The sequence below is a fragment of the Gemmatimonadota bacterium genome (assembly GCA_041390105.1).
In the GTDB taxonomy this organism is placed as follows: Bacteria; Gemmatimonadota; Gemmatimonadetes; order Longimicrobiales; family Gaopeijiaceae; genus JAGQIF01.
Genome location: JAWKQO010000001.1, coordinates 1,136,804 through 1,163,745, shown reverse-complemented (window position 1 = coordinate 1,163,745; position 26,942 = coordinate 1,136,804). Strand labels below are relative to the sequence as shown.

General features: G+C 67.8%; 22 protein-coding genes. All 22 read left to right on the top strand.

Features of this window, described 5'->3' with window-relative positions:
* Positions 1-55 precede the first annotated feature (55 nt).
* The 22 genes from R3E10_05215 to R3E10_05110 all read left to right on the top strand — a co-directional run bounded on the left by R3E10_05215 (position 56) and on the right by R3E10_05110 (position 26,875).
* Positions 56-1,375, top strand: a complete 1,320-nt coding sequence (locus tag R3E10_05215; protein ID MEZ4415134.1) for a UDP-glucose/GDP-mannose dehydrogenase family protein — start codon at positions 56-58, stop codon at positions 1,373-1,375.
* A complete protein-coding gene (locus R3E10_05210) occupies positions 1,372-2,334 on the top strand; it encodes a UDP-glucuronic acid decarboxylase family protein (GenBank protein ID MEZ4415133.1) in 963 nt (320 codons plus the stop codon). Before R3E10_05215 ends, R3E10_05210 begins: the two co-directional genes overlap by 4 nt.
* Before the next feature lie 18 nt (positions 2,335-2,352).
* Entirely contained in the window at positions 2,353-3,306 is a 954-nt protein-coding gene (locus R3E10_05205) for an SDR family oxidoreductase (protein MEZ4415132.1), read from the top strand.
* 60 nt (positions 3,307-3,366) lie between these two features.
* Positions 3,367-4,065 (top strand): tetratricopeptide repeat protein, encoded by a 699-nt coding sequence (locus R3E10_05200; protein ID MEZ4415131.1) that lies wholly within the window; start codon positions 3,367-3,369, stop codon positions 4,063-4,065.
* Complete coding sequence (locus R3E10_05195) at positions 4,062-4,994, top strand: tetratricopeptide repeat protein (GenBank protein MEZ4415130.1); 933 nt, start codon at positions 4,062-4,064, stop codon at positions 4,992-4,994. Before R3E10_05200 ends, R3E10_05195 begins: the two co-directional genes overlap by 4 nt.
* A complete protein-coding gene (locus R3E10_05190) occupies positions 4,994-6,118 on the top strand; it encodes a DegT/DnrJ/EryC1/StrS family aminotransferase (GenBank protein MEZ4415129.1) in 1,125 nt (374 codons plus the stop codon). The genes R3E10_05195 and R3E10_05190 overlap by 1 nt, the downstream gene beginning before the upstream one ends.
* Before the next feature lie 83 nt (positions 6,119-6,201).
* Positions 6,202-6,954: an outer membrane protein assembly factor BamD gene (gene bamD, locus R3E10_05185; protein MEZ4415128.1), complete on the top strand. Its 753-nt coding sequence runs from the start codon at positions 6,202-6,204 to the stop codon at positions 6,952-6,954.
* Positions 6,951-7,538 (top strand): nicotinate-nucleotide adenylyltransferase, encoded by a 588-nt coding sequence (gene nadD / locus R3E10_05180; protein MEZ4415127.1) that lies wholly within the window; start codon positions 6,951-6,953, stop codon positions 7,536-7,538. Before bamD ends, nadD begins: the two co-directional genes overlap by 4 nt.
* 81 nt (positions 7,539-7,619) lie before the next feature.
* Positions 7,620-10,934: a preprotein translocase subunit SecA gene (gene secA / locus R3E10_05175; protein MEZ4415126.1), complete on the top strand. Its 3,315-nt coding sequence runs from the start codon at positions 7,620-7,622 to the stop codon at positions 10,932-10,934.
* Entirely contained in the window at positions 10,886-11,698 is an 813-nt protein-coding gene (gene radC, locus R3E10_05170) for a DNA repair protein RadC (protein ID MEZ4415125.1), read from the top strand. The genes secA and radC overlap by 49 nt, the downstream gene beginning before the upstream one ends.
* 114 nt (positions 11,699-11,812) lie before the next feature.
* A complete protein-coding gene (locus tag R3E10_05165) occupies positions 11,813-14,026 on the top strand; it encodes a bifunctional (p)ppGpp synthetase/guanosine-3',5'-bis(diphosphate) 3'-pyrophosphohydrolase (protein MEZ4415124.1) in 2,214 nt (737 codons plus the stop codon).
* Between the two features lie 5 nt (positions 14,027-14,031).
* Positions 14,032-16,020 carry an excinuclease ABC subunit UvrB gene (gene uvrB, locus R3E10_05160; protein ID MEZ4415123.1) on the top strand — a complete coding sequence of 663 codons (1,989 nt, stop codon included), beginning with the start codon at positions 14,032-14,034 and terminating at the stop codon, positions 16,018-16,020.
* Entirely contained in the window at positions 16,017-16,466 is a 450-nt protein-coding gene (tsaE, locus tag R3E10_05155; GenBank protein ID MEZ4415122.1) for a tRNA (adenosine(37)-N6)-threonylcarbamoyltransferase complex ATPase subunit type 1 TsaE, read from the top strand. Before uvrB ends, tsaE begins: the two co-directional genes overlap by 4 nt.
* A complete protein-coding gene (gene tsaB, locus R3E10_05150; GenBank protein MEZ4415121.1) occupies positions 16,459-17,166 on the top strand; it encodes a tRNA (adenosine(37)-N6)-threonylcarbamoyltransferase complex dimerization subunit type 1 TsaB in 708 nt (235 codons plus the stop codon). Before tsaE ends, tsaB begins: the two co-directional genes overlap by 8 nt.
* Positions 17,167-17,198: 32 nt before the next feature.
* Positions 17,199-17,654, top strand: coding sequence for a ribosomal protein S18-alanine N-acetyltransferase (gene rimI / locus R3E10_05145; protein MEZ4415120.1), 456 nt, complete (start codon positions 17,199-17,201; stop codon positions 17,652-17,654).
* Positions 17,651-18,655, top strand: a complete 1,005-nt coding sequence (locus R3E10_05140) for an N-acetylneuraminate synthase family protein (GenBank protein MEZ4415119.1) — start codon at positions 17,651-17,653, stop codon at positions 18,653-18,655. The genes rimI and R3E10_05140 overlap by 4 nt, the downstream gene beginning before the upstream one ends.
* Entirely contained in the window at positions 18,652-19,623 is a 972-nt protein-coding gene (locus R3E10_05135) for an NAD(P)-dependent oxidoreductase (GenBank protein ID MEZ4415118.1), read from the top strand. Before R3E10_05140 ends, R3E10_05135 begins: the two co-directional genes overlap by 4 nt.
* Entirely contained in the window at positions 19,623-20,810 is a 1,188-nt protein-coding gene (neuC, locus tag R3E10_05130) for a UDP-N-acetylglucosamine 2-epimerase (GenBank protein MEZ4415117.1), read from the top strand. Before R3E10_05135 ends, neuC begins: the two co-directional genes overlap by 1 nt.
* A gap of 11 nt (positions 20,811-20,821) precedes the next feature.
* Positions 20,822-22,687: an asparagine synthase (glutamine-hydrolyzing) gene (asnB, locus tag R3E10_05125; GenBank protein MEZ4415116.1), complete on the top strand. Its 1,866-nt coding sequence runs from the start codon at positions 20,822-20,824 to the stop codon at positions 22,685-22,687.
* Positions 22,684-25,167, top strand: a complete 2,484-nt coding sequence (locus R3E10_05120) for a zinc-dependent metalloprotease (protein ID MEZ4415115.1) — start codon at positions 22,684-22,686, stop codon at positions 25,165-25,167. Before asnB ends, R3E10_05120 begins: the two co-directional genes overlap by 4 nt.
* Positions 25,168-25,172: 5 nt before the next feature.
* Entirely contained in the window at positions 25,173-25,874 is a 702-nt protein-coding gene (locus R3E10_05115; protein ID MEZ4415114.1) for an acylneuraminate cytidylyltransferase family protein, read from the top strand.
* Entirely contained in the window at positions 25,871-26,875 is a 1,005-nt protein-coding gene (locus R3E10_05110; GenBank protein MEZ4415113.1) for a class I SAM-dependent methyltransferase, read from the top strand. Before R3E10_05115 ends, R3E10_05110 begins: the two co-directional genes overlap by 4 nt.
* Positions 26,876-26,942: the final 67 nt, after the last annotated feature.

The following is a 26,942-nucleotide window of genomic DNA, read 5'->3' as shown; positions in this document are numbered from 1 at the left end:
CTCCCCGCGGGCCGTTGCGCGCATCCAGGCACGAGGCAGGGAAAGGACGTTCGGAATGAACATCGCCGTCATCGGGACGGGCTACGTCGGGTTGGTTGTGGGGGCCTGCTTGGCCGAAACCGGAAACGACGTCGTGTGTGCTGATATCGACGACGCCAAGATCGACGCGCTCCGGCGCGCCGAGATTCCCATCTACGAGCCAGGCCTGGACTCGCTGGTCGAGCACAACCTGGCCAGCGGTCGGCTCCGGTTCACGACGGACGTGCCGGCCGCCGTGCGGGAGTCGAAGGTCGTCTTCATCGCCGTGGGGACGCCTCCGGGAGAAGACGGCTCGGCCGACCTCCAGCACGTCCTCGCCGTCGCACGCACCATCGGACAAGCGATGGAGCGCGAGACCGTCGTCATCACCAAGAGCACGGTCCCCGTCGGCACGGCCACTCGGGTTCGCGAGGCCGTGCAGTCCGAGACCGACGTTCCGGTCCATGTGTGCTCCAATCCGGAGTTCCTCAAGGAGGGCGCTGCGGTCGAGGATTTCATGAAGCCCGACCGGGTCGTCCTGGGCGTGGACAGCGACTATGCCGCCGAGGTCCTGCGTGACCTGTACGCGCCTTTCGTTCGCACGGGGAACGAGATCATCATGATGGACATCGCTTCGGCCGAGATCACCAAGTATGCGGCCAATGCGATGCTCGCCACGCGCATCTCGTTCATGAACTCGGTGGCGCGGCTGTGTGAGGCGGCCGGTGCGGATGCCGACCTCGTCCGCCTCGGCGTCGGCTCCGACCGGCGGATCGGTTCGAGCTTCCTCTTTCCGGGCGTCGGCTACGGGGGCTCGTGCTTCCCGAAGGACGTGAAGGCGCTCGTGCGCACCATGCGAGCCTTCGACATCGAGCCCAGCATCCTGGAAGCGGTCGAGGCCGTCAACGACGGACAGAAGCGCTGGATCAGCGATCAGCTGGAGCGGCGCTTCGGAGAGAGCTTGACGGGAAGGACTTTCGCCGTGTGGGGACTCGCCTTCAAGCCCAACACCGACGACATGCGCGAGGCACCGAGCCTGGTGACGATCGCGCACGTGCTCGACCGGGGTGGCCGCATCGTGGCGCACGATCCAGTGGCGATGGACGAGGCGAGAAGACATCTCGGGGATGCGATCGACTACGCCGAGACCAACTACGCGGCTCTCGACGCCGCCGACGCCCTGCTGATCCATACGGAGTGGCACCCCTACCGCCATCCCGACCTGGGGCGCATGCGTTCGCTGCTGAAGAGCCCGGTCGTGATCGATGGACGTAATCTCTACCGGCCGGAGGCCATGGCGCGCGCGGGCTTCGAGTACCACTCGGTGGGCCGACCCTCGGCCGGACACGCCGGATGAAAGTGCTCATCACCGGAGCGGCCGGCTTCCTGGGATCCCACCTGGTGGACCGCTTCCTGGCCGACGGCCATGAGGTCCTGGGCGTGGACAACTTCGTGACCGGGTCGCGGGACAACGTGGAGCGTCTCTCCGACGAGCCACGCTTCCGCTTCATCGAGCAGGACGTTTCCAAACCGCTCTACGTGGACGAGGACCTCGACGGCGTCCTGCATTTCGCGTCTCCCGCCAGTCCCATCGACTATCTGGAGCTGCCCATCCAGACGTTGAAGGTCGGGAGCCTGGGCACGCACAACACCTTGGGGCTGGCTCGGGCCAAGTCGGCTCGCTACCTGCTCGCGTCTACGTCCGAGGTCTACGGGGATCCCCTGGTGCATCCGCAGCCGGAGACCTATTGGGGCAACGTGAATCCGGTGGGACCCCGCGGTGTCTACGACGAAGCCAAGCGCTTCGCCGAGGCGATGACCATGGCGTATCACCGCGTGCACGGCATCGACACCCGCATCGTCCGGATCTTCAATACCTACGGTCCGCGCATGCGTCCCGCGGACGGGCGGGTGGTGTCGAACTTCATCGTGCAGGCCCTGAACGGTGAGCCGCTGACCGTGTACGGTGACGGTTCCCAGACGCGCTCGTTCTGCTACGTGGACGATGAGGTGGACGGGATCTATCGCCTCTTCCACTCCGACCGGGTCTTGCCGACCAACGTCGGGAACCCGGACGAATTCACCGTGCGGAAGCTGGCCGAGCTGGTGCTGGAGGAGACCGGCAGCCCGTCCGCGATCGTCACGCTGCCCCTACCGGTGGACGACCCGCGCGTGCGGCAGCCGGACATTACGGTTGCCCGTTCGGAGCTGGGCTGGTCCCCGCAGGTGGATCTGCGGTCTGGGCTGCGCAAGACGATCCCCTATTTTCGATCGGTCCTGGAGCGCGCCGGATCGCGTGCGCGCACCCTGGGCTGAGCTCGCTCCGGAAGGTCCATGTCTCTGGTCCAAGCGAACGCGCGATACCTGGTAACCGGCGGGGCAGGATTCGTCGGCTCACACCTCGTGGAAACCCTGGTGACAGGGGGCGCGCGGGTGCGGGTCATCGACGACTTCTCCTCGGGTCGCCGTGAGAACATCGAGCCCTGGCTCGACCGGATCGAGCTGATCGAGGGCACGATCGTCGACGCGGACCAGTGTCGAGCGGTCAGCGCGGGCGTCGACTACGTCCTCCATCAGGCCGCTCTGCCCTCGGTACCACGGAGCATCCGCGACCCCCTCGCCTCGCACGCGGCTGGAGCCACCGGGACCCTGAACCTGTTGGTGGCGGCGAAAGAGGCCGGCGTGAAGCGCTTCGTCTACGCGGGGTCCAGCTCGGCGTACGGAAACACCCCTGTGCTCCCCAAGCGGGAAGACATGCCCGCCAAGCCCCTCTCCCCGTACGCCGTCGCCAAGTACACGGGCGAGATGTATTGCCGGGTGTTCGCCGACGTGATGGGACTGGAGACGGTGGCCTTGCGCTACTTCAATATCTTCGGGCCGCGTCAGGATCCCCACTCGCAGTATTCAGCGGTGATTCCCCTCTTCATCACGCTGGCCCTGGAAGGGCGCTCCCCGACCATCCATGGCGACGGCGGTCAGACCCGGGACTTCACCTACATCGACAACGCGGTGCAGGCCAACCTGCTCGCGTGCTCGCGCCCCGCGCAGGCCGTGTCCGGTGAGGTGTTCAATGTCGGGGGAGGGGAGCGCATCTCGGTGCTCGACCTCTGGCGCGAGGTCCAACGCGCCACGGGAGCGGCGGTAGACGCCGTGCACGGGGAGGTGCGCAGCGGGGATGTTCGCGACTCCCTCGCCGATCTCAGCAAGGGAAGGGAGCAGCTGGGCTATGAGCCCAAGGTCGGGCTGCGCGAGGGCTTGAGGCGGACCTGCGACTGGTTCCGGGGGTAGGACGCCCGTCGCCGGAAACAGTGGTTTCCGGGATGGACCTTCTGACCTGAGAGCCGCTGGATGACGGGGCCGACCTCTCCGCTCGACGGGGCCTGGGACCGGGAAGACCTCCTGGCCGTCCTGGGCGAGTGTCAGCGCTCCCTGGTCCGCCATCCACGGTACGCGGATCTCCACAACCGGGCCGGCATCTGCCTGGCCCTCCTGGATCAGCTCGACGAATCTGTGGCCGCGTTCGATCGTGCCCTGCAGATCAACCCCGAGTATCTCGAAGCCCAGCTGAACCGCGCCATCGTCCTGTCCGAATTGGGTCGCTACGAGGCCTCCGGTGAGGCCTTCCAGCAGGTGGCCGAGTTGGCCCTGTCCCGGGATGAGCCGCTGGGACCGGTCGGGTCCCGCATCGCCGATGCCCACGCCCGCCTGGGGGACCTCTATCGCGTGGCCGGCGAGCACGAGCGAGCGTCGCACGAGTACCGAGCTGCCCTGGAGCTGCGGCCGGCCTTCCTCGACATCCGCGCCCGCCTGGGCGAGACCTATCTGGCCCTCGACCAGCTCGCCCGCAGCCGTGTAGAGCTGGAGGCGATTCTGGAGCGGAACCCGGAGTTGCCGGGCGTCCGGCTCCATCTGGGGATCGTGCACTACCGCATGGGCGATCTGGGTCGAGCCCGCGAGGAGTGGGCCCGCTGCATCGAGGAGGACCCCACCGACGTGCGGGCGCGCGCCTATCTGGCTGCGGTGGGCTTCGCGGAGTCGGCCCGATGAGTGGGGCGCGGGGGCTCGTCCTTGCAGGTCTCCTGCTCCTGGGCGGCTGCGGCGGCTCGGTCGGTGAGGACGGCGCTGTGGAACGCGGGGACGTGGCCTGGGCCGACGGTGACTTCGAGCGGGCTCTGGCCGAGTATCGCCTGGCCCTGAGGGGGGGCGACGACCCGGACATCCTGCTGCGGGTCGCGCATGCGTATGCCGAGCTCAACCGGGTCGACGACGCCGGGTCCGTGTACCGCCAGGCAGTGGAGGTGCGGCCAAAGTCGGCGGATCAGGCGGTGGCCGACCTGCTCTGGTTGGCCCGGAGAGCGGAGGAGCGCGGCGATCAGTACGGGGTGGCCCAGTCGCTCGAGTTGGCCGCGGAGCTGCAGCCCGGTGTGGGGATGGGGCGCCTCGCCTTGCCCCTGGCCCGTCACCTGGTACGACTTCGCGAGTTCGAAAGAGCCCTTCCCTTGTTCCAGCGGGCCCTCAGCACCTTGCCCGCCGATCAGACGACTCCGGTGCTCATGGAGATCGGGCTGGCGTACGAGGAGGTCGGGGACTGCGCGCGGGCGCTCTCGTTCTTCGGTCAGTACTCTTCGCGGGCCTCGCGCAGTGGCAGGGCCGAGGCCGCCTGGCACATCGGCAATTGCGCGTTCGAGCTGGGCAGTCGGATGCGGCGGGACGGGCGTCCCGAGGAGGCGTTGCGCTACCTGCGCATGACCATCGACCGCGGTGAGCCCAAGAGCCTTCTCCCTCAGGCGTATTTCGACCTCGGCGAAGCACTCGCCGAGCTCGGCGAGTGCACCGCGGCCTTGGATGCATTCAGCCGCGTGGTGCGGGAAAGCACCTCCCGGGCCAGCCCCCTGGTCGCGCGCGCCGAGCAGCGGATCGACGAGATCCGCTTCGGCCGACCCGGCAGTGCCCGTCCTCCGGAAAGCCGGTGCTGATGAAGGTCCCACTTCTCGACCTGAAGGCACAGCACGAGTCCATACGCGCAGAGATCGCCGAGGCCCTCGCCCGTGTGATCGATGACCAGCAGTTCGTGATGGGTCCGGCCGTGGAGGGGTTGGAGCGTGAGTTGGCCATGGCGCTCGACGTGCCGCACGCCATCGGGTGTGCAAGCGGTACGGATGCGCTGCTTCTGCCGCTACGGGCCCTGGAAGGGAAGGCCACCGACGAGGTGGTGGTGCCCGCCTTCACGTTCTTCGCCACCGCGGGTGCCGTCTGGAATTCCGGTCTGGTTCCCGTGTTCTGTGATGTGGACCCCCTGTCGTTCAACGTCGATGCTTCCACCGTGGAGCCGGCGCTCAGCCCACGTACCCGAGTCGTGGTGCCGGTCCACCTGTTCGGGCAGATGGCACGGATGGAAGAGCTCGTCCGGCTCGCGGAGTCCCGTGACGTGCTCCTGCTGGAGGACGCCGCCCAGGCGATCGGCGCGAGCCGCTCGATCGAAGGTCGCAGTCGAGCCGCCGGATCGGTGGGTTGGGCCGGGGCCTTCAGCTTCTTCCCGACCAAGAACCTCGGAGGGTTCGGCGACGGGGGGCTCGTGACCACGCATGATGCGGCGTTGGCGGAGCGCCTTCGCAAGCTGCGAGTGCATGGGGGGCGCCAGATGTACCATCACGAGATGGTGGGCACGAACTCGCGCCTCGACGCCCTGCAGGCGGCGGTACTGTCGGTGAAGCTGAGGCACCTGGAGGCGTGGACCGAGGGCCGCCGTCGGAACGCGGCGCTCTATGGGGAGGGCCTGGCGGACGTCCCGGAGCTGCTTCTCCCGGTGGAGGAGGAGGGGGCGCGCCACGTGTACAACCAATACACGGTGCGGGCGCGTCGCAGAGACGAGCTCCGGACCTTTCTCGAGCGCGAGGGCATCGGCTCCGGGATCTATTACCCGGTCCCCCTGCACCTGCAGCCGTGCTTCGAGGGACTGGGCTACCAGCGCGGGGATTTCCCGGTGTCGGAGACGCTCTGCGAGCAGGTCCTGAGCCTCCCGATCTATCCGGAGCTGGGCCGTGAGCGCGTCCAGAGGGTGGTCGCCGCGATCCGGGCCTTCTACGGGCACGACGACTGAGACCCAAGCAGGGGGCGGGAGGGCCCATCCTCCCATGGAAGCACACCAGAAACCTGACAAGTTGGCAGGGGGTACACGAAGGGATGCGGATCTCAGGTCTTCTGATCGGTGCGGCGGCCCTGACGCTGGCCAGCATGGGGTGCCGAAGCACCCCAAAGTTCCAAGGCTACACGGCCGACGAGCTCTATGCCTTCGGGCAACGAGCCTCCGAGGCCGGAGAGTGGTCTGAGGCGGTGGAGGCGTTGGAGCTGCTGATCTCCTTCGATCCCAACTATACCCGGATGGGTGAAGCGCGCCTGTTGCTCGCGGACGCGTACTTCCAGAAAGAGGACTATCTGACCGCGGCCTCCGAGTACATCCGCATTCTCAGCCGGTATCCGGGCACAGAGCTGCAGCCCAGGGCCGCCCTGGGGGTGTGCCGTGCCTATGTGGGTCTCTCCCCGATTCCACAGCGGGACCAGACGCACACCATTCAGGCGCTGAACTCCTGCCGCAACACGGCCAACGACTACCCCGGACGCGAGGAAGGGCACTTCGCCGACAGCCTGGCGGTGGACATGGCGGAGCGCCTGGCCGAGAAGGGCTTCCAGACGGGCGAGTTCTATTTCAGCCGCGATTTCTTCGACTCGGCGCGCGTCTACTATGAGCAGGTGGTGGGCGATTGGCCCTCGACGTCCTTCGCTCCCCGCTCCTTGCTCCGGCTCTACGAGTTGTTCGTCGAGATCGGCTACGACGACCTGGCGGAGGAGGCGAGGACCCGACTCCTTCGGGAGTATCCGGAGAGCGAATCGGCGCGGACCCTCCCGGCGGTGGCGGATACCACCGGGGCCGGGTGACCCCCAAGCGCAGGGTGGGCCTCTTCGGAGGCACGTTCGATCCCCCGCATCTGGGCCATCTGATCGCGGCCGAGACGGTTTGCGAAACCCTCGGGCTCGACGAGGTGCTCTGGATTCCCGCTGGAAGCCCACCCCACCGCGCTGCGGGGCCCTGCGCCTCCGCGCCTGTGCGCCTGCGTATGGTGGCCACGGCGATCCAGGGCAACCCGGCGTTCCGCATCTGGGCCGGGGAGACGGAGCGGGAGGGGCCGTCCTACACGATCGACACGGTCCGAACCCTGCGTGCGCAGGGGTATGCGGAGGACTCCCTCAGCCTCATCGTCGGTGCCGACCAGTTCCAGGTGTTCTCCACCTGGAAGGAGCATGGCACGCTGAGGGAGCTCGTCCGGCTGGCGGTGGTGTCGCGCGACGGCGAGGGCGGACCCCCGGAGGCGGGGGAGGCTGGGATCGACCCCGTGCCGATCCCCCGTATCGATATCTCCTCCAGCGACATCCGGCGACGGCGCCGGGAACGGCGCTCGATCCGCTACCTCGTGCCTGAGGGCGTGCATCGGATCGTCGAGGACGAGGATTTGTATGTTTGATCCGTCGGAACGGCCGACGGCGAACACGGCGGGTGGTCCGGATCTCCGGGCGCCCGGCCCCAGCAGAGTGTCACGTTTGCGATGAAGACCCTGATCAAGAAGCTCCTCGGGAACCGCCACGAGCGCGAGGCCAAGAAGCTCCAGCCCCTGATCGACCAGATCAACCAGCGGGCGGAGGGCCTGGCCGCTCTCAGCGACGACCAGCTCCGGGCCAAGACGGACGAGTTCCGGGCCACGCTCTCGGAGCGGACACAGGACCTGGAGTCGCGCATCGCGGACCTCAAGGAGCAGAAGCGCCATTCGGAGGACGCTTCGGAGCGGGAGCGCCTGTCCATGGACATCGGCGCCCAGGAGGAGCAGCTCAAGGAGCGCATCGAGGACGTCCTGGAGGAGTTGCTGCCGGACGCGTTCGCGGTGGTCAAGGAGACGTGTCGCCGTCTGAGCGGCACGGAGATCGTCGTCACGGGGCACAAGCTCGTGTGGGACATGGTGCCCTACGACGTCCAGCTGCTGGGCGGCATCGCCCTGCACCGGGGAGCGGTGGCGGAAATGGCCACCGGTGAAGGAAAGACGCTCGTCGCGACCATGCCGCTCTACCTGAACGCCCTCGCCGGTCGCGGCTCCCACCTGGTCACGGTCAACAGCTATCTGGCCGAGCGCGACGCCGAGTGGATGAGCACGATCTATTCCTTCCTGGGGCTGACGGTCGACGTGATCGACCGCCACCAGCCGGGCACCCCGGAGCGGCGGGGCGCATACCGAGCCGACATCACCTACGGTACGAACAACGAGTTCGGGTTCGACTACCTGCGTGACAACATGGTGCTCTCGCTGGAGCAGCGAGTGCAGCGCGGTCACCACTACGCCATCATCGATGAGGTCGACTCGATCCTGATCGACGAGGCGCGCACTCCGCTCATCATCTCGGGGCCGGTGGGCAAGGACACCTCGACGCCGTTCCGCACCTTCAACCCCATGGTCGCCAGCCTCTACCGCAAGCAGACACACATGGTCGGCGAGCTGGTAGCCGAAGCGGAGCGGGCCCTGGAGCAGGGAAGCGAGGACGAAGCCGGCGAGAAGCTGCTCGCCGCCAAGCGGGGCGCTCCCAAGCACAAGCGCCTCATGAAGCTGTTCGCCGACGACCCCGGCATCCAGAAGCTGGTTCAGCGCGTCGAAGCCGATTTCATGCGCGAGAAGCGCCTGCATGAGGTCGACGAGCTGCTCTTCTTCGCGATGGACGAGAAGGGCCAGAACGTGCACCTCTCCGACCGGGGACTCGACGAGCTCTCTCCGGGAGACCCGGATGCCTTCCTGGTGCCCGACCTGTCCGAAGCAGTCGGGGAGATCGAGGACGACGAGGCGCTGTCCATCGAAGAGAAGCGCGAGCGCCGGTCGACCCTCGAGGGGGAGTATGCCGACAAGAGCGAGCGCATCCACGTCATCCATCAGCTGCTCAAGGCCTATACGCTCTTCCAGAAGGATGAGCGCTACATCATCGGTGAAGACGGCCAGATCGTCATCGTGGACGAGTTCACGGGCCGTCAGATGCCCGGGCGCCGCTGGAGCGACGGGCTGCACCAGGCGGTGGAGGCCAAAGAGGGCGTGGAGGTGCGTGGCGAGACCCAGACGCTGGCCACCATCACCATCCAGAACTACTTCCGCATGTACGACAAGCTGGCCGGGATGACCGGTACGGCGGAAACCGAAGAGAACGAGTTCCACCAGATCTACAAGCTCGATGTCAGCGTCGTTCCCACGAACCGGCCGGTGGTACGCGACGACCGCAACGACCTGATCTTCCGCACCCAGCGGGAGAAGTTCAACGCGATCATGGACGAGATCGAGCGGCTCAACAAGATGCAATTGCCGGTTCTCGTCGGTACCACCAACGTCGAAGTGTCAGAAAAGCTCTCGCGCATGCTGAAGCGGCGGGGCATTCAGCACAACGTGTTGAACGCGAAGCACCACAAACGGGAGTCGGACATCGTCGCCGAGGCGGGGCGGCCCGCTGCCGTGACCATCGCCACGAACATGGCCGGCCGCGGAACGGACATCAAACTCGGGGAAGGCGTCAAAGAGCCGCGCACGGTGGGCTGGGCCCGGAGCCACGGCGTCAAGCTGGAGGAACTGCTGCCCGTCGACCCGGTCCGTGCGGAGAAGATCCTCAAGGGCGCTGGCTCGGAGCTGGAATCTGCCGCGGACGACTACCTCCTGGAGGACGGCGGACTGCACATCATCGGTTCCGAGCGGCACGAGTCGAGACGGATCGACCGCCAGCTGCGCGGCCGCTCGGGCCGGCAGGGCGACCCGGGTGCGTCCCAATTCTTCCTGTCCCTGGAAGACGACCTGATGCGGCTCTTCATGTCGGAGCGCGTAACGGGCGTCATGGAGAAGCTGGGCGCCGAAGAGGGCGAGGTCATCACACACACCCTGGTCACGCGCTCCATTGGACGCGCCCAGGAGCGAGTCGAAGGCAACAACTTCGAGGCTCGCAAGCGACTGCTGGACTATGACGACGTCATGAACCAGCAACGCGAGGTGATCTACGACTTGCGCCTGTTTGCCCTCGAGGGTGGTGAGGACCTCAAAGGCGAGATCTGGGAGATGATCGAGCATGCCACCCGCGCCCTGGTGGAAGAGGCCGTCCCGGCCGGCTCGGAGCCCGAGGATTGGGATCTGCCTGGACTGCGCAAGCGGATGCTCCTGGACCAGTTCGTGTTGGTGGAGGCGCTCCCCACCGAGGGGGGCGATACGAGCGGATTCGAGGATGCCGCCGATGTGATGGATGCCGTCGTGGACGCCACGCGCGAGCATTTCCATCGGAAGGTCGAGTCCTTCGGGGAGCATCAGGAGCAGATCACTCGTTGGATCATGCTCAACGTGATCGACAACAAGTGGAAGGACCACCTGTACGACCTGGATCACTTGAAGGCCTCGATCACCTACCGCGGTTGGGGCCAGAAGGACCCCTTGGTCGAGTACAAGAAGGAGGCCTACGACATGTTCGTCGACCTCATGCACGACCTGCGCTCGACGTTGGCGAACCATTTCTTCCGCGCCCAGTTGGCTCCGCCTCCCGGAAGCGCGGCCTCCGCGTATCAGGGGGCACGCATCGCGCGGCCCGGAGCTGCGCCGAGCCGCGCGCCGGCGGCGCCCGCACGGGCGGCGGTGGACGCGACGGGTGTGGCGGCCCGGGCGCGCGCCGCGGAAGGGGCGGGGGGAGCCGTGGGCGTGGCAGCGCCCCCGCTTCCCAACCCCACCCGGACGCTTGTGACCAACCGACCCTCGGAGCGGGCGGCGGAGCCCGCTCGGGCCACGGATGAGCCGGGGCGGAACGACCCGTGTCCATGCGGCAGCGGGAAGAAGTACAAGAAGTGTCACGGACGGGGGCCCTGACCGGGCCGGAGGATCCACCGGCCGCGCCGGACCTCGCCAACGGGGATCGCCCAAGGGAGCGACTGAGGCAGGTGGGGAGCCGCGGGGTGAGTAACCGGGAGCTCCTCGCCGCGTTGGTGGGCAGCGGCGGGCGTGCTGGATCTGCGACAGAGATCGCGGACCGCGTGCTGGCCCGGGCCGGTGGCTCGCTCCGCCGGCTCACCCGCCTGTCCCCTGCCGCGCTCGAGCGGATCCCCGGGGTGGGTAGGGCGGTGTCCTCTCGGATTGCCGCGGCCGCCGAGATCGGGCGGCGCGCGGAGGCGGAACGTCTGGAGGCCGGTCTGGCCATCCAAGGACCCGAGGACGTATGCCGGGTGATGGGTCCCCAGCTCCGTTCCCTGGCCCAGGAGGAGTTTCACGCGCTGCTGCTGGACCGCCGGCACCGGTTGATCCGTGATGTGCTCGTCACCCGGGGCCTGCTCGACGCCTCACTGATCCACGCGCGCGAGGTCTTCCGCGAAGCCATTGTCGAGCACGCGGCGGCGGTCCTGTTGGTTCACAACCACCCGTCCGGGGATCCGACCCCGTCCGCGGAGGACCGGGCCGTCACCGAGGCTTTGGTCGGCGCGGGAGAAGCGCTGGGGATTCCGGTGCTCGACCACGTGATCGTCGCGGAACGTGGCTGTCGCTCTCTGCTCACCGGGGCCCGCTCCACTCCACCCGGCGCCGCGGCTCGGGTGCGGGGGCCAGCGGCCGCCGGGCTCCCGCTCGGCACTCGCGGGTAATACAGGGTTCGCTCCGCCTCGTGGCGGAATCGGGCGGGACCTGCCAGACTAGGACGGTCCGCCCCCATCGCAGTGTCCGCTGCCTGCCGCAGCCGGTGAACCCGTCCCGTCCGTATGGCCATGCCGCAGGTCCACACGTCCGATTCCACGCCCCGGACCATCCGGGGTCTCCCACGCCCCCTGGCGCGGGAGTTGGAGGCGTACGCCGATCGCCTGGACGTGGACACGATCGTGCGCGCCTACGAGCTTGCGGCCGAGGCGCACCAGGGCCAGAAACGGGCCTCGGGCGAGGACTACGTGAACCACTCGGTGGAGGTGGCCATCATCCTCGCCGAGCTGAAGTTGGACACCTCCTCCCTGGCTGCCGCGCTCATCCACGATGTGGTCGAGGACACGGCCGTTTCCATCGAGGACCTTCGTGCCTCGTTCGGGGAGGACGTGGCCACCATCGTCGATGGGGTCACCAAGATCGGGAAGGTCCGCTATCAGACCCAGACCGAACAGCAGGTCGAGAACTACCGCAAACTTCTGCTTTCCATGGCCCAGGATGCCCGCGTCATCCTGGTGAAGCTGGCGGACCGGCTGCACAACATGCGCACGCTCGAGCACCTTCCGCCCGAGAAGCGCCTGCGGGTGGCGCGGGAGACACGCCAGATCTACGCCCCTCTGGCCGGCCGCCTCGGCGTGGCTCGCATCAAGTGGGAGCTGGAGGATCTGGCCTTCAAGTTCCTTGAGCCAGAGCCGTTCGCCGACCTCTCGCGCAAGGTCCAGCAGTCGCGCCGTCAGCGTGAGCGTCAGATCGCCGAGATGAAGCGCCCGCTCGACGAAGCCCTCAAGGAAGCCGGGATCACGGCCGAGGTGACCGGCCGGCCCAAGCACCTGTGGTCGATCTACCGCAAGATGCGCAAACGTGGCCTCAGCTTCGAGGATGTCCACGACCTGATGGCCATGCGCGTACAGACGGACAGCCTACAGGACTGCTACGCTGCACTGGGGATCATCCACTCGCGCTGGACCCCGATCCCCGAACGCTTCCACGACTACGTGGCCACGCCCAAGTCGAACATGTATCGGTCCATCCATACGACGGTGGTGGGGCCGGCCGGGCGACGGTATGAGATCCAGATCCGCACCGAAGAGATGCACCGTACCGCCGAGTACGGCATCGCAGCCCACTGGCGCTACAAGGAGGGAAGAGGAAGCGAATCCGAGGTGGACGAGGCGTTGACCTGGTTCCGCCAGGTGCTGGAGTGGCAGCAGGACACGAGGGAGCCCGAGGAGTTCATGGAGTTCCTTCGTATGGACCTGTTCCAGGGCGAGATCTTCGTGTTCACACCCAAGGGAGAGGTGAAATCCCTCCCTACGGGATCCACGCCGATCGATTTCGCCTACGCCGTCCACACCGAGGTCGGTACGCACTGCGCCGGGGCCAAGGTGAATGGCCGCATCGCGCCGTTGTCCCGTCCCCTCCGGAGCGGCGACGTGGTGGAGGTCATCACCAATCCTCGTCAGAAACCCAATCGCGACTGGTTCGCTCTGGCGAAGACCTCGCGGGCGCGCCAGAAGATCCGCCAGTGGATTCGCAAGGAAGAGATGGAGTCGGCCGTGAAGCTGGGCCGGGACCTGCTGGAGCGTGAGATCCGGAGGGCCCGCCTGCTGAAGCCGGCCGACCCGGCGCTCGCGGCCGCCGCCAAGGCGGTGGGCGAGCTGGATACGGAACACCTGTTCGCCGCCTTGGGGCGAGGGGACATCGGGCCTGGCGCTGTGATCCGGCAGCTCTACCCCGACCACGACCCGGAGGCGGAGCCGCCCCCACCGACTGCCCTGCAGAAGCTGGCCGACAAGCTCAAGGGTGTCGACCGTGGTGTGCGCATCCAGGGCGTCGACAACATCATGGTGCGCTACGCGCAGTGCTGTCAGCCTGTGCCGGGCGACCCCGTCGTCGGCTACGTCACGCGGGGACGCGGGGTCTCGATCCATCACCGGGACTGCGCCAACGTCGCATCCTTGCCGGACGACACCGACCGCAGGGTCCCGATCGAGTGGCGTGCGGTCAAGCACGACCGCTTCCAGGTCAAGCTCTATCTGCAGGGCACCGACCGCCGCGGCCTGCTCTCCGATATCGCCACGGCCATCGCCGACACCGGCACCAACATCCAGAACGCCCAGATCCGTGGCGTCGCCCACGGTATGCTGGGTGAGTTCGTGGTCGAGGTCCAGGACCTCCCCCACCTGACCAAGGTGATGAACGCCATCCGGCGCGTGAAGGGCGTGCTCAGCGTCGAACGTCGCGAACACCTCCAGGAAGGCGACCTCGCGGAAGCCTGAACCGAATGCGAGACTTCCAGATCGAAGGTCCTCATCAACCCGGTGGCGATCAGCCCCGGGCCATCGATGAGTTATCCCAGGGCCTCGTCCGCGGTGACCGCTTCCAGACTCTGCTGGGGGCTACCGGAACGGGCAAGACGCTGACCATGGCTCACGTGATCGAGCGGCACCGCCGTCCGACCCTGGTCATGTCGCACAACAAGACCCTGGCCGCCCAGCTCTATGGTGAGTTGCGGGCGCTCTTTCCGCGGAATGCCGTCGAGTACTTCATCTCGTACTACGACTACTACCAACCCGAAGCCTACGTCCCCGCGACCGACACCTACATCGAGAAGGACGCGTCGATCAACGAGGACATCGAGCGTCTGCGGTTGCGGGCCACCTCGTCGCTCATCGAGCGAGAGGACGTCATCGTCGTCGCCTCGGTGTCGTGTATCTACGGCTTGGGCAATCCGGCGGACTATCGCGAGTTGATGGTCGTTCTGGACGTCGGCCAGACCCGGCCGCGGCGCGAGATCCTCAAGGCCCTGGTCGATATCCAGTATCACCGCAACGACCTGGCGTTCGAACGGGGCACCTTTCGTGTGCGCGGGGACGTCATCGAGGTGTTTCCGGCCTACGAAGAACAGGCGGTCCGCATCGAGCTCTGGGGAGATGACGTCGAGCGGATCACACGGTTCGAGCCCCTGACGGGAGAGACCATCACCCAGTTGGAGCGCGCGGCGATCTATCCGGCCAGCCACTACGTGACCCGCCGGCGAACCATCGAGCAGGCGGTTCCGCTGATTCGCGGAGAGTTGCAGCAGCAACTCGAGCGTTTTCGGGGCGACGGTCGCCTCCTCGAAGCCCAGCGCCTCGAGCAGCGCACGAACTTCGACGTGGAGATGATGCTGGAGATCGGCACCTGTCCTGGCATCGAGAACTACTCGCGGTTCCTGAGCGGTCGGCGGCCGGGAGAGCGCCCCGCCTGCCTGATCGACTTCTTTCCCGAGGATTTCCTGCTGATCGTCGACGAATCGCATGTCACACTCCCGCAGATCCACGGGATGCACCGCGGAGACCGCTCCCGGAAGGAGACTCTGGTCGAGCACGGATTCCGGCTGCCCAGCGCCGTGGACAACCGGCCCCTGACGTTCGAGGAGTGGGAGTCGCTGGTGCACCGGGCGGTCTTCGTCTCGGCGACCCCGGGCGAGTGGGAGTTGCAGAGGTCCGGAGGCGTGGTGGTGGAGCAGATCATCCGCCCCACCGGCCTCATCGATCCAGAGATCGACGTGCGCCCGGTGCGCGGACAGGTCGACGACCTGTTGGGGGAGATCCGCGCACGCGAGGCTCGGGGCGAGCGCGTGCTGGTGACCACCCTGACGAAGCGCATGGCCGAGGACCTGTCCGAGTATCTGCAGTCGGTCGGCGTGCGCGTCCGCTACATGCACTCCGACATCGATGCCATCGAGCGTATGGAGATCTTGCGTGCCTTGCGCCTGGGGAAGATCGATGTGCTCGTCGGGATCAACCTCCTCCGTGAAGGTCTGGATCTGCCGGAGGTGTCTCTGGTGGCCATTCTCGACGCGGACAAGGAAGGCTTCCTGCGCGACGCGCGCTCGCTCATCCAGACGATCGGACGGGCCGCCCGCAACGTGCACGGCCGCGCCATCATGTACGCGGACAAAGTGACCGGGTCGATGCAGCAGTGCATCGACGAGACGTATCGACGGCGCGAGATCCAGATGGCCTTCAATCAAGAGCATGGCATCGTGCCGCAGACCGTGTCGAAATCCGTGGTGGAGATCGAGCTGTCCACGAGGGTGGCCGATGCGCGCGAACGACCGGCGGCGCGCGTCGCTGAACGGGCGGCCAGCTATACGGAGGAGCTCAACCTCGAGGAGACCCTCAAGATTCTCGAGAAGGAGATGGCGGAGGCCGCCGAAGCGTTGAACTTCGAGCGAGCGGCGCTCTTGCGCGATCAGATCCTGGAGCTCAAGGCCGCCGCTCGATGAGACTGGGCCCGCTGGACCAGCCTCGCTTGGAACGCTGGGGCAGGGCGTGGGGCCGGGCACTGCGCGGGCCGGCCTGGATCGGCCTCCGCGGACCCCTGGGGGCAGGGAAGTCGGTCTTGGCGCGTGCCATCGCCGCCGGGATGGGCGTGGAGGCCCGCATGCCCTCTCCCACGTACAACCTCGTCCTGCGCTACCCGGGCAGCGAGGGCCGGGTGTTGGTCCACATGGACCTGTACCGGCTGAGCCGCGCGGAGGAGCTGGACGAGCTCGGGTGGGACGAGCTTCCCGGGCCAGACGAGGTGGTGGTCGTGGAGTGGCCGGAACGAGCGGGCCCACGTTGGCCGCCCATGGCGACCGAGGTGGAGCTGGTCCCCGTCTCGGGAGCCCCCGATCTCCGCATGGTGGTGGTGGCCGGAAGCGCACCGGGCGAGGTGCCCCATGCCTGACAGGCGCCCGAGGATGACCTGCCACGTCGCGTTCGACACCTCTACCCCCCGAGGCACCGTGGCGGTCTCCCTACCGGGAGGGGAGGTCCACGAGACCCCGCTGGGAGCGTCGCGCATGCACGCGGCGGCGCTGATGCCGGCGCTGTCCAGCCTGCTCGCGGAGCATGGCCTGGGCTTCGCGGATGTCCAGGGCGTCGTGGTGGGAGCCGGGCCCGGTTCCTTCACCGGAGTGCGGGTCGCCGCCGCGACGGCCAAGGCCCTGGTCCATGTCCTGTCGTTGCCGCTGACGGCGATCTCCAGCCTGGCCGCAGCGGCCTGGGGCCCTCTCTGGGGGCGGGTGCAGGATCGGGTCGTGGTCTTCGACGCCCGCGGAGAGCGCGTCTACTGGGCGCATTTCCGCGCGGGCGCCCGCTTGGAGACGGTGCTGGAGCCTCGCGCCGGGGTGCTGGCGGACGTGGTCGAGCATCTGCGCGATCTCCTCCCGCTGGGCGCGTCCTGCGCAGGCGATGGCGCCGAGCGCCATCGAAACGTCCTGGAGGAGTGTGGGGCACAGGTGCTCGGCGGAGCGGGGTTCCCCTCGGCGCAGGCGCTGCTCGAGCTCGCGCAACTTGACCCGGACCGGCCTCAGGTCGAGAATCCGGCCCGATGGCAACCCGAGTATCTGAAGCCATGGACCGGCCGGACCTCCGAGACCCGTTGAGCCCTCCTCGGTCGAGCGCCTCCGTGCGACCCATGCGTCGGGAGGACGTAAGGGCCGTAGCAGCCATCGAGCGGAGCGCCTTCTCCACGCCGTGGACCGCCGCCACGTTCGCGAACCTGCTGGGTTGGGGCGACCGCTGCGAAGCGATCGTCATCGAGGAGCAAGGGGAGCAGGGGGCGGAGGTGGCGGGCTACGCCGTGCTCCGCTTCGTCGAAGGGGAGGGGGAGCTCGTCAACGTCGCGGTTGCGGAACCCTTCCGGGGACGGGGCCTGGGCTCGGCGCTGCTCGATGCCGTGGTGAAGGCGGCCGAACGGCGCGGGCTCCGCCACCTCTTCCTCGAGGTGCGCCGGTCCAACCTGCGGGCCTTGACGATGTACGAGCACCGAGGCTTCCAGGTGGTCGGGATTCGCAGGGGCTACTACAGCAAGCCCGTCGAGGACGCCAAGATCATGCTGCTCCGCCTCTCGGCGGATCCGGCTGGCGCATGAGTGCCCTCATCGTTGCCGAGGTCGCGCAAGCGCACGACGGCAGCCTCGGGACCGCGCTTGCCTACATCGATGCCATCGGCCGAGCCGGCGCGGACGTCGTCAAGTTCCAGACCCACATCGCCGAGGCGGAGAGTACTCCCGCCGAGCCGTGGCGGGTGCGCTTCAGCCCTCAGGACGAGACGCGCTTCGACTACTGGCGCAGGATGGAGTTCAGCGAAGCACAGTGGCGCCTGCTCAAGGAGCGAGCGGACGCAGCCGGGGTGCGGTTCGTCAGCTCTCCGTTCTCGATCCAGGCGGTCGAGCTGCTCGAACGCGTGGGCATCGACGCCTGGAAGATCGCGTCCGGCGAAGTCGGCAACCTGCCCTTGTTGGATCGTGTCGCGCGGAGCGGACGACCTGTGTGGCTTTCGACCGGGATGAGCGACCGGGGCGCCGTTCGCAGCGCCGTCGAGCATCTGCAGGAGTTCGGGGCGCCCGTGACGGTCCTCCAATGTACGTCCCTGTATCCGACGCCGCCGGAGAAGGTCGGCCTCAACCAGCTGCAGGAGCTCAAGGCGGCGTTCCCGGATTGCGGGGTGGGGCTGTCCGACCACTCCGGTACGATCTTCCCGGCCTTGGCCGCAGTCGCGCTCGGAGCCTCCGTGGTCGAAGTGCACGTGTGCTTCTCACGGGACACCTTCGGTCCCGACGTCTCGGCTTCCATCACGCTGCCCGAGCTGGCCCAGCTGGTTCAAGGCGTGCGTTTCCTCGAGCGAGCTCTAGCCCACCCGATCGACAAGGATCGTATGGCGGAGGAATTGGCTCCCATGCGGGCGCTCTTCGGCAAGAGCGTCGTGGCCGCTCGTGATCTCGCGGCGGGCACGCGCTTGAGCGCGAGCGACCTCGCCCTCAAGAAGCCGGGCACGGGCTTGTCCCCGGACTCGCTGCCGGCGCTTCTCGACCGGACATTGCGTCACGCCGTCCGCCGCGATGAGCATGTCACGCTCGAGGACGTGGAGTGACGGCGCGACCGATCGTGATCAATGCCGAACCACTGGGCTATTCCCAACGGGCCCGTGCCGTTCTGGAGTCCTGCTCCGAGGTGGTGGAGGGCCCCTTCGACCGCGCCGGTCTGCTGCGCGCGGCCGCGGGGGCCGACGCGCTCATCGTGCGGCTCGGGCACCGCATCGACAAAGACCTCTTTGAGCGATCCGACCGTCTGCGCTTCGTCGTCTCGGCCACGACCGGCCTCGACCACATCGACCTGCAGGCTGCGGCCCGGTCCGGGGTGCAGGTCCTCAGCCTTCGGGGCGAGCGCGCCTTCTTGGAGACCATCCGCGCCACGGTCGAGCACACCTTCGCCCTGCTCCTCACGTTGCTGCGGCGAACCCACCGCGCCGCCCGCCACGTCGAGGCCGGGGGGTGGGATCGCGATCGCTTTCGCGGGCGTGAGCTGGCGGGTCGGCGGCTGGGCATCGTGGGCCTGGGTCGCATCGGCAACGCGGTCGCGGAGTTGGCCCGGGCCTTCCACATGGAAGTTGCCGCGTTCGACCCCTATCGTGCGGACTGGCCGCAGGGGGTCGAGCGGCCTGCCGATCTGCTCGGGCTCTGTCGCCAATCCGACGTGCTCAGTCTTCATGTGCCGCTTTCGAGCGAAACGCGTAACATGATTGGCACAAGGGAATTAGACGCCCTGCCCTCAGGGGCTTTCTTGGTGAATACCTCCCGCGGCGGCGTGCTTGATGAGGCGGCCCTGATGCAGCGGCTGCAGAGCGGGCGGCTGGAAGGGGCCGCGCTCGACGTGCTGCAGGCCGAGGAGGGCGGTCCACCGAATCACGAGCTGCTCGCGTGGGCGGCCGAACACGACAACCTGGTCCTGACCCCCCACATCGGCGGTGCCACTTCGGAGTCGATGGAACGGACGGAGATCTTCATGGCCGAAAAGCTGAGGGTTGCGCTGGTGACCCCGAGCGCGCGCGAGGGCCGCTGATGTCCCTCCGCCCTGCAGGGGAGCGCGTAGGACGGCGGCGCGTCTGCATCGTGATCACGGCGCGCCCCAGCTACGCCCGGGTCAAGAGCGTCATGGAGGCGATCCGCGACCATCCCGATCTGGAGCTGCAACTGGTGGTCGGTGCTTCAGCGCTCCTGGAGCGCTACGGCCCCGTGGTGGACGTCATCCGTGCCGATGGCTTCGAGCCGGACGCGGTCGTGTACATGGTCGTCGAAGGAGAGAACCTGGTCACGACGGCCAAGTCGACCGGCCTCGGAGTGGTCGAGTTGGCCACGATCTTCGACAACCTCCGCCCGGACGTGGTGGTGAGCGTGGCGGACCGCTACGAGACGATCGCCACGGCCATCGCCGCTTCCTATCTCAACATCCCGGTCGCTCACCTACAGGGAGGCGAGGTCACGGGCTCGATCGACGAGAAGGTGCGGCATGCCGTGACCAAGTTGTCGAATCTCCACTTCGTCTCGAACGAGCCGGCTGCAGAGCGCGTACTACGCATGGGAGAGCATCCCGACACGGTGTTCGTCACCGGGTGTCCGTCCGTGGATCTCGCCCGCCGCGTCACGGCGGCGGCAGCGACGCCGTTCGATCCCTTCGAGTCCTATGGAGGGGTGGGAAAGCGCTTCGACCCCACCTCGGAAGAGTATCTGGTGGTGATGCAGCACCCGGTCACCACCGAGTACGAACGCGCATTGGACGAGGTGATGCAGACGCTGTTGGCCATCGAGGCGCTGGATATGCCTACGTTCTGGTTCTGGCCGAACGTCGATGCAGGCTCGGACGGCATCTCCAAGGGCATCCGGCACTTCCGGGAAACACACGATATTCCGCACACCTACTTCTTCAAGAACCTGGCGCCGGAGGACTTCTTGCGGCTGCTGGCCGGGGCCTCTTGCCTCATCGGAAACTCGAGCGTGGGCATCCGCGAGGGTGCCTACCTCGGCGTGCCCGTCGTCAACATCGGGAATCGACAAGCCGGACGTGATCGCGCCGAGAACGTCAGCGACGTCGGGTATCGAATGGACGCGATTCTCGAGGCCGTGCGACGGCAGTTGGCGCACGGCCGCTTCGACTCCAGCTCCCTCTACGGGGACGGGACCGCTGGGACCCGTGTCGCCGAGCTCCTCGCCACCCGCCCGCTTCGGACCGAGAAGCGGATCCACTACTAGCGCCGCCCGCTGTGTGCGGAATCGCCGGGGTGGTCGGGAGGGGTGCCGTGGGCCCGCGTGTGGACGCGATGGTCGCCGCCCTACGACACCGCGGACCCGACGCTCACGGAGTTCGCGTTCTGGACACGTCGGCTCAGGATCTGCACGTGGGACTGGGGCACGCCCGCCTCTCCATCCTGGACCTGTCCGACGCGGGCCTCCAGCCGATGACCGACCCGAGCGGCCGCTTCACCGTGGTGCACAACGGTGAGATCTACAACTACCTGGAACTGCGAAGTGAGCTGGGGGGCAGCGCCGCCTTCCGCACCGGCACCGACACCGAAGTTCTGCTGGCCGCCTACGCACGCTGGGGAGACGCCTGCGTAGAGCGTTTCGTCGGGATGTTCGCCTTCGCGCTGTGGGACGCCGAACGCGAGCGCCTGTTCTGTGCGCGCGACCGCCTCGGGATCAAGCCGTTCCAATACGCTTGGCACCCCGACGGATCCTTCCTCTTCGCCTCCGAGGTGCGAGCTCTGTTCGCCGCGGGTCTGGAGGCCGTGTCCGACCTGGACCGATGGGCGTGCTATCTCACCCACGGCGTCTACGATCACGACCGACACACGTTCTTCGACGGAGTTCTGAACCTGGAGCCAGGGCACACCCTGGTTCTGGAGTGCGGCACGCGCGCCGATGCTTTGGCGGGCGCCATGAAGGTCGGTCGCTACTGGTCTCTGCCCGAGCGTGCGTCGGAGCCCTACCGGGGGGACTTCGACGATGCCGCGGAGGAGTTGAGGAGCCTGCTGGACGACGCCGTGCGTCTGCGCATGCGCAGCGACGTTCCGGTGGGGGTGAATCTCAGCGGCGGCCTCGACTCGGCCTGCTTGATGAACACGGTGGACGCACTGGTCGGCGAGGGTGCCAGGGTCGAGACCTTCACCGCCGCTTTCGACGATCCGGCCTACGACGAGAGCGGGTTCGCGGAGGCCGTGCCCCATCGCACCGCCTGGGTGCGCACCCTCGACCGGATCGACGTGGCCCGCTGCGCCGAGCTGCTGGACGAGGTGGCCCGGCATCAGAGCGCGCCCTTCGGGGGCGTGGCCACCATCGGATATCATGCGCTGCACGGGCGGGCCCGCGAGCGCGGAGTGACGGTCCTGCTGGAGGGCCAGGGCGTCGACGAGATGCTCGGCGGGTATGCCTACTATCGGCCGCAGCTGCTGTTGGATCTCGTGGAACAGGGTCGGGCGGTGGATGCCGAGGCGGCAGCTCGCGCGTTCGGCCTCGACGTCCGCAGTGCGGTCGACCAGGCCCGCCGGGAAGCGGCGGGAGATGCCGCTCCCCGCTATCAAGACGGCTCGCTGCCGGTACGGCCGGATTGCCTGGATCCGGAGCTCGTGGCACGGGCTCCGGAGCCGCCCACCTTCGAGCGCCCCTTCCCGGACCACCTGCGCAACGCGCTCTATCGGGACCTGGCGCACACCAAGCTCCCGCGCGTGCTTCGCATGAACGACCGACTGTCCATGGCGTTCGGTCGCGAGCTGAGGGAGCCCTACCTCGATCACAGGATCGTGGAGCTGCTCTTTCGCATTCCGGCGGAGTGGAAGCTTGCGGAGGGCGTGCACAAGCGGCTGCTGAGGCACGCGTTCCGGGATCGTCTTCCCGCGACCCTGGTCCAGACGCCCAAGCGTGCGGTGGTGACCCCCCAGCGCGAGTGGCTGCGAGGGCCGCTGGCCCCGCTCGTGCGCGATGCGCTCGAATCGGCGAGTTTCCGTCAGCGGGGATGGGTCCGGCCGGAGCGGGCCCTCCAGGAGTTCGAGCGCTTCCTGCACTCGGGAAGCGACAACACCTTCTTCATCTGGCAGTGGATCATGGTGGCACGGGAGGATCGTTTCCGATGACGAGGCGGCGGACGGGCAGGGGGGTGCGGGCAGCGCTCTCGATCTGGGTCATGGTGTCGGGCTGCGCGTCGGGCCCCGCTCCGGCGCCGGAACCCGCGCCACGCCCGGCGGGACGGGCCAACGGATCGGGCCCGCGACCCTACGGGGAAATCGTGACGGCGTCGACCACGACGGACGAAGGCCTCTTCCGGGTGCACACCGAGGGGACCAAGGTCTACTACGAGATCCCGGATTCTCTCTTCGGCCGCGACATGCTCATGGTGTCGCGGATCGCCGGCACGCCCCCGGATCTCAGCCCTTTCATCAACGCGGGCTCCAAGGTCGCCGAGCAGGTCGTGCGCTGGGAGCGCCGCGCGGATCGCGTGTTGCTCCGGAAGCACTCCTTCGGGAATGTCGCCGCCGATTCCCTCCCCATCGCCCAGTCGGTCCATCTGAACAACCTGCCGGTCGTGCTGGGGTCCTTTCCGATCCAGGCCTGGGGAGAGGACTCGACCACGGTGGTGGTGGAAGTGGGCGAGTTCTTCCTGTCCGACGTTCGCGCGATCAGCGGTCTGTCCCGAGGTCAGCGCCAACAGTGGAGCGTGCGCAGGCTGGACCCGGCCCGCACCTACATCGAGTACGTCCGCGCGTTCCCGCTGAACGTGGACCTCCGCGAGACGACCACGTTCGAGGCCGATCAGCCCCCCTCCGAGTCGGCCACGGGCTCGCTTACGCTGGAGATGCACCACTCGATGATCCTGCTGCCCGCCGAGCCCATGCAGGTACGGTACGCAGATCCGAGAGTGGGCTGGTTCTCCATCGAGCGCGTGAACTTCGGGCTCGATGAGCAGAAGGCCGCCACGCAGACGATCCTGAGACGCTGGCGCCTGGAGCCTAGCGACCCGGAGGCCTACGCGCGCGGGGAACTGGTCGAGCCGGTGAAGCCGATCGTCTACTATCTCGATCCCGCGACGCCGGCACGGTGGCGACCCTATGTCCGCCAAGGCATCGAGGACTGGCAGGCCGCCTTCGAGGCGGCGGGCTTCCGCAATGCCATCCGTGCCGCGGATCCCCCCACACCCGCCGAAGACCCGGAGTGGAGTCCCGAGGATGTGCGCTACTCCGTGGTGCGATGGGTCGCGAACCTCACGCGCAATGCTGTGGGTCCCAGCGTGTCGGACCCCAGGTCCGGCGAGATCATCGAAAGCGACGTGATCTGGTACCACAACCACCTGCGGTCCTACCGGAACCGCCTCATGATCGAGACGGGCGCGGCCAACCCGGAGGCCCGCTCCCTGCGCCTCTCGGACGCGCTCATCGGGGAGACCATGCGCCAGGTGATCGCCCACGAGGTGGGCCACGCCCTGGGGCTGCCCCACAACATGATCGCCTCGTCCGCGTTCGCCGTGGACTCGCTGCGCTCTCCGTCGTTCACGGAGCGCTTCGGGGTCGCGCCCACCATCATGGACTACGCGCGACAGAACTACGTCGCGCAGCCGGGAGACGGTGTGCGCCGCTTCATCCGCAAGATCGGGCCGTACGACCACTACGCAATCGAATGGGGCTACCGGGTCTTCCCGCAGGCTCCCACGCCCGAGTCCGAGCTGGCCGTCCTCGATCGCCTCATCGAGGCGCACGCGGGCGACCCGGTCTACCGCTACGGGTCCGCCGACGGGATCAACCCCTGGGCCCAGACCGAGGACATGGGAGATGATCCGGTGCGCGCCAGCACGCTGGCGATCCAGAACCTCCGCCGGGTTGCTCCCCGCCTCGTGGAGTGGACGCGCACGGACGGCGAGGGCTACGACGACCTGCAGGAACTGTACGACGAGTTGGTGGGGCAATGGCGTCGCTACGTCGGCCACGTCGTGACGCTGGTGGGTGGGATCTACTTCGAGCCGCGCACGGCCGACCAGACCGGGGCGGCCTACTCCGCTGTGTCGGCCGAGCGGCAGAGGGCCGCGGTCGCCTTCCTGCACGAGCAGGTGTTCGTCACACCGACCTGGCTGCTCGACGACGACCTCCTGCGCCGCCTTGAGGGTTCCGGGTCGGTGGAGCGGATGCGAGCGGCCCAGGTAGCGACGCTGGAGCAGCTCCTGGACCCGGCCCGGCTGGAGCGTCTCATCGAGGGACGTGCGTTCAACGCAGAGGCCTATGGTCCCGAAGACCTGTTGGCCGACGTGCGCACGGGTCTGTGGGCGGAGGTCCGCGCCGGTACGGCCATCGACACGTATCGAAGGAACCTGCAGCGCGCACACCTCGAGCGCCTGATCTGGCTTCTGCAGGGGGCGCCCCGCGAGGCGCAGGCGGGCGGCGGCTTCGGCCCCCGGCGTCGGTCGCTGGATGTGGGACAGTCCGACCTCCCGGCGCTGGCGCGCTCGGAGCTGAGCGAGGTCGCGCGTCTGGCCCGCGTCTACCGCGGTGCTGTACGGGACCGCCTCACCCGGGTGCACCTGGACGACATCGTCGCCCGCGTGGAGCAGGCGTTGGAGGGCGATTGACCGGCATGGCCCTCGGGCTCATCCCCGCACGCGGTGGCTCCAAAGGCGTCATTCGCAAGAACCTGCGGACCGTGGGCGACCGCACTCTATTGGAGCACGCGATCCGAGCCGCTCGCGAGAGCGCCACGTTGGCTGCCTTCGCGGTGACCACGGACGACCCGGAGATCGCGACGGTGGCGCGGGGGCAGGGCGTCGCCGTGGTGGAGCGTGACCCGGGATTGGCCGAGGACGACACACCCATGGCGCCTGTGCTGCGCCACGCCCTCGTGGAGATGGAGACCCGGACCGGTCGGACGTTCGATATCGTCGTGCTGCTGCAGCCGACGTCGCCGATCCGCCGTGGCCAGGACATCGACGCGGCCGTCCAGCGGCTCCGCACGGACCCCGAGGTGGACTCGGTCATCGGCGTCTGCCGCATGGACGACGTCCATCCGGCCCGCATGTACCGCCTCGAGGGTGAGGGTCGGCTGGTTCCGCTCGATCCGGAACGGGAGCGGCTCAACCGGCAGGACCTGCCTCCGGTCTACTACCGAAACGGCGCCGTGTACGCGGTGCGTCGTGCCACGCTCGTGGAGGAGGGCCGCGTGATGGGGCGAGCGCCTGCGGCACTGGAAATGCCGACGGCATGGCTGGCCAACGTCGACGACGAGCGCGACCTCATCATCGCGGACGCGTTGGTGCGGGCTTGGGAGGAGGGCCGTCTGTGAGCGGCGGTGGCTACGAGCAGGAGAGCGGCCGCGACCGGTTCTTCGATCTGCTGAGCGAGGAGATGGCGGTACTGCTCGATCCCAGCACCGGTCGGATGCGCGAGGAGTTGGCCGAGCGCGTCGCCTGCGTCGTGTGCGGAGAGCGGGAAGCCGATCCCTGGTTCCACAAGGAAGGTCTGGACTTCGTGCGCTGCGGGCGCTGCGGGCTCGTGTACATGAACCCGCGTCCCAGCGCCCAGGCCCTCGAGCGACTCTATCAGTTCGAGTCGGCCGCCAACGACGCCTGGGTCGACGTGTTGCTCTCCGACGCCGAAGAGCGGTTCCAGACGCGAGATTTCTCAGCGCTTCTCGATCATGTCGCCGGCGTTCGCGCTACGGGTCGATTGTTGGACGTGGGATGCTCGATCGGAAGGTTGCCACGCATCGCCAGGGAGCGAGGCTACGACGTTCTCGGGCTGGAGTTGGGTGAGCGGGCGGCTCGGCACGCACGGGATGTCTATGGTCTTCCGGTGCGGGAGGAGCTCCTCGAGGCGTGCGCGTTCGACCCGGGCAGCTTCGACGTGGTCACGCTCATCGAAACGCTGGAGCATGTACCCGACCCTCGCGCGATGCTGGTGGAGATCCACCGCATCCTCTCGCCGGGCGGTGCGTTTCTCGTGGGAGTCCCCAACGTGGCCTCCCTCGGCGTCCTGGTCCTGCAGGGTCGGGCGCGGACCTTCAACCGCAACCACCTGGTCTACTTCGACGCGCGCACGCTGGCGCGACTCCTCGAGGAGGTGGGCTTCGAAGTCGTCCGGGTGCTGACCGCGGTGTCGGTTCTGGACTCGGTGCTCAACCACGTGCAGGGATTCGATCCCTTCGGCGCGCCACGGTCAGACCGTTTGCCCCCGGAGTTGGCTCGCAGGTTGGCGCTGCCCGAGGAACGGGCTCGCATGGACCACTGGATCGAAGAGGCGGGTCTGGGCTATCGCCTGCGCGTCCTGGCGCGCAAGGCGGAGTGAGCACGCTGGTGACACGGCATCGCGCTCGCGGCGCTCCAGGCGCTGTGGGCTCTTCGGTCGGGGAGCT

Coding starts and splice junctions, on each gene's coding strand:
- R3E10_05215 (MEZ4415134.1), top strand. CDS start 56: ATGAACATCGCCGTCATCGGGACGGGCTACGTCGGGTTGGTTGTGGGG.
- R3E10_05210 (MEZ4415133.1), top strand. CDS start 1,372: ATGAAAGTGCTCATCACCGGAGCGGCCGGCTTCCTGGGATCCCACCTG.
- R3E10_05205 (MEZ4415132.1), top strand. CDS start 2,353: ATGTCTCTGGTCCAAGCGAACGCGCGATACCTGGTAACCGGCGGGGCA.
- R3E10_05200 (MEZ4415131.1), top strand. CDS start 3,367: ATGACGGGGCCGACCTCTCCGCTCGACGGGGCCTGGGACCGGGAAGAC.
- R3E10_05195 (MEZ4415130.1), top strand. CDS start 4,062: ATGAGTGGGGCGCGGGGGCTCGTCCTTGCAGGTCTCCTGCTCCTGGGC.
- R3E10_05190 (MEZ4415129.1), top strand. CDS start 4,994: ATGAAGGTCCCACTTCTCGACCTGAAGGCACAGCACGAGTCCATACGC.
- bamD (MEZ4415128.1), top strand. CDS start 6,202: ATGCGGATCTCAGGTCTTCTGATCGGTGCGGCGGCCCTGACGCTGGCC.
- secA (MEZ4415126.1), top strand. CDS start 7,620: ATGAAGACCCTGATCAAGAAGCTCCTCGGGAACCGCCACGAGCGCGAG.
- radC (MEZ4415125.1), top strand. CDS start 10,886: ATGCGGCAGCGGGAAGAAGTACAAGAAGTGTCACGGACGGGGGCCCTG.
- R3E10_05165 (MEZ4415124.1), top strand. CDS start 11,813: ATGGCCATGCCGCAGGTCCACACGTCCGATTCCACGCCCCGGACCATC.
- uvrB (MEZ4415123.1), top strand. CDS start 14,032: ATGCGAGACTTCCAGATCGAAGGTCCTCATCAACCCGGTGGCGATCAG.
- tsaE (MEZ4415122.1), top strand. CDS start 16,017: ATGAGACTGGGCCCGCTGGACCAGCCTCGCTTGGAACGCTGGGGCAGG.
- tsaB (MEZ4415121.1), top strand. CDS start 16,459: ATGCCTGACAGGCGCCCGAGGATGACCTGCCACGTCGCGTTCGACACC.
- rimI (MEZ4415120.1), top strand. CDS start 17,199: ATGCGTCGGGAGGACGTAAGGGCCGTAGCAGCCATCGAGCGGAGCGCC.
- R3E10_05140 (MEZ4415119.1), top strand. CDS start 17,651: ATGAGTGCCCTCATCGTTGCCGAGGTCGCGCAAGCGCACGACGGCAGC.
- neuC (MEZ4415117.1), top strand. CDS start 19,623: ATGTCCCTCCGCCCTGCAGGGGAGCGCGTAGGACGGCGGCGCGTCTGC.
- R3E10_05120 (MEZ4415115.1), top strand. CDS start 22,684: ATGACGAGGCGGCGGACGGGCAGGGGGGTGCGGGCAGCGCTCTCGATC.
- R3E10_05115 (MEZ4415114.1), top strand. CDS start 25,173: ATGGCCCTCGGGCTCATCCCCGCACGCGGTGGCTCCAAAGGCGTCATT.